The organism is Kitasatospora sp. NPDC096204, assembly GCF_044763205.1.
Lineage (GTDB): Bacteria > Actinomycetota > Actinomycetes > Streptomycetales > Streptomycetaceae > Kitasatospora.
Map to the genome: position 1 here is coordinate 1 of NZ_JBIWFT010000098.1, position 1,593 is coordinate 1,593.

The window sequence follows — 1,593 nt, forward strand, 5'->3', positions numbered from 1 at the left end:
CCCAATGCCGGGAAGTTTAGGTTCTCCATCGCCGAGTCCGGTCGGTGGCCGTCGTGATGGTGAAGGCGATCTTCGCGTTCGTTATCGGGGTGTTCTTCCTGGTCACGTTGTAGGCGAAGGTGGAGATCGGGCGTTTGACGCGTCGGGGCAGGATCCTTGTCGGCCGGTGCGGCGGGGCGAGCTCGCGGGGGTGCAAGACAGCGTGACGGATGACAGGAGTGAGCTGGCACCCCTGACGTGCCGTGGTCCCGATCGCGGTGATCACGGTATGACGAGCGGTCCGGATGGTGACGGCCAGCGAGACCCGGGACGGATCGATCCCGGCGTGGACGGCGGCGTCAACGGCGATCTGCCGTGCGACCTGATAGACGACGAGCAGGCCGAGCAGTTCCTGGCGGGCGTCGTCGGTGTGGTGCGAGCGAAGCACGCGGTCCGACCCTCGCAGCGTGATCTTCAGCCCGTAGTACGCGGTCTCGGCCTGCCACCTGCGGTGGTAGAGCTCGGCGAGTTCGGCAGCCGGGTAGCGGTGGTGGTCTAGCAATGTGGTGAACAGCCGCAGGGGCGTGGTCGCCGTGGTGCCGTCGGCGGCGCGAACCGTCACCGCGGCCTCGATGACGCGGATGGCGACGCCGGCGATCTGTGGTGGTGCCGTGCGCTTGTGGCGACTCCAGCGGCGCAGTCGGTCCCGTTCGTTGGTCCCTGTGGACATCGAGAGGTAGGTGCCGTCGGGAAGAGCGTGGAGCACCGGCGGCTGAAGATCGGCGCTCATGCGCCACAGCAGTTGTGCCCCGGTGGCCGCGGCGGAGCGGGCCAACGCGAAGCCCTTGCTGCCCCGGTCGGCCAGAAGCAGCATCCCTGGTCTCAGCGCCCGGCACAGCACCGTGCACTGGGACTCCTCGGACTGGGTCCACGGCCCGAGCACCGCATCGATCAGTGCCCTGGTGCCGCACTCGACCAGTGCGGACAGCCGGATCATGGGGAATCCGCCAACTCCGTTCCTTCCGGAGGGCCGGCCGCAGTACGACCGGTTGGCCTCGCTGTCCGCGACCAGGATGCCGGTGCTGTCCCAGGCCACCGTCCGCAGCCCCCGCCACCACGATCCAGCCGCGTCCTCGACCGCTATTGTCCCCTTGACCTGGTCGAACAGCGCGAACAGAGGCGCTGAGCCGAGCCGGCGGCGCGCCTGGCGCAAAGCCGCCGCGGACGGGTCGACGTCCGGCATTCCCGGCGCGGCGACCAGCGCGGCCCACACACCCCTATACCCGCACTCGCCGAACAGCGCCATGGCCAGCACGAAGTACACCACCACCCGCGAAGGCAACTTCCGCACCCGCGACTGCACACGCCCGGTCGCAGCCAGTACCGCATCCACCAGCGATGGCGGGATCACCTGCGTCAACTCGCCCAAATGCCCTGCCGCGAAGGCCCGTTCCAACGCGCGAGAACGTAACGGCATGCCAGACTGAACCACGGGGCTCCTCGTAGCAACGGTGTCTTGGTCGACTTCCGTCCTACGCGGAGCCCCGCCCATCTACATCAACTTCACCAAACCACTTGACAGCAGCCCTATACCCCAAACTTCCCGGCATTGGG

1 protein-coding gene is annotated in these 1,593 nt (G+C 68.0%); it reads right to left on the minus strand.

Features of this window, described 5'->3' with window-relative positions; translation table 11 throughout:
* Positions 1 to 16: 16 nt before the first annotated feature.
* A complete protein-coding gene (locus ACIQ87_RS40270) occupies positions 17 to 1,435 on the minus strand; it encodes an IS4 family transposase (protein ID WP_402417241.1) in 1,419 nt (472 codons plus the stop codon).
* Positions 1,436 to 1,593 lie beyond the last annotated feature (158 nt).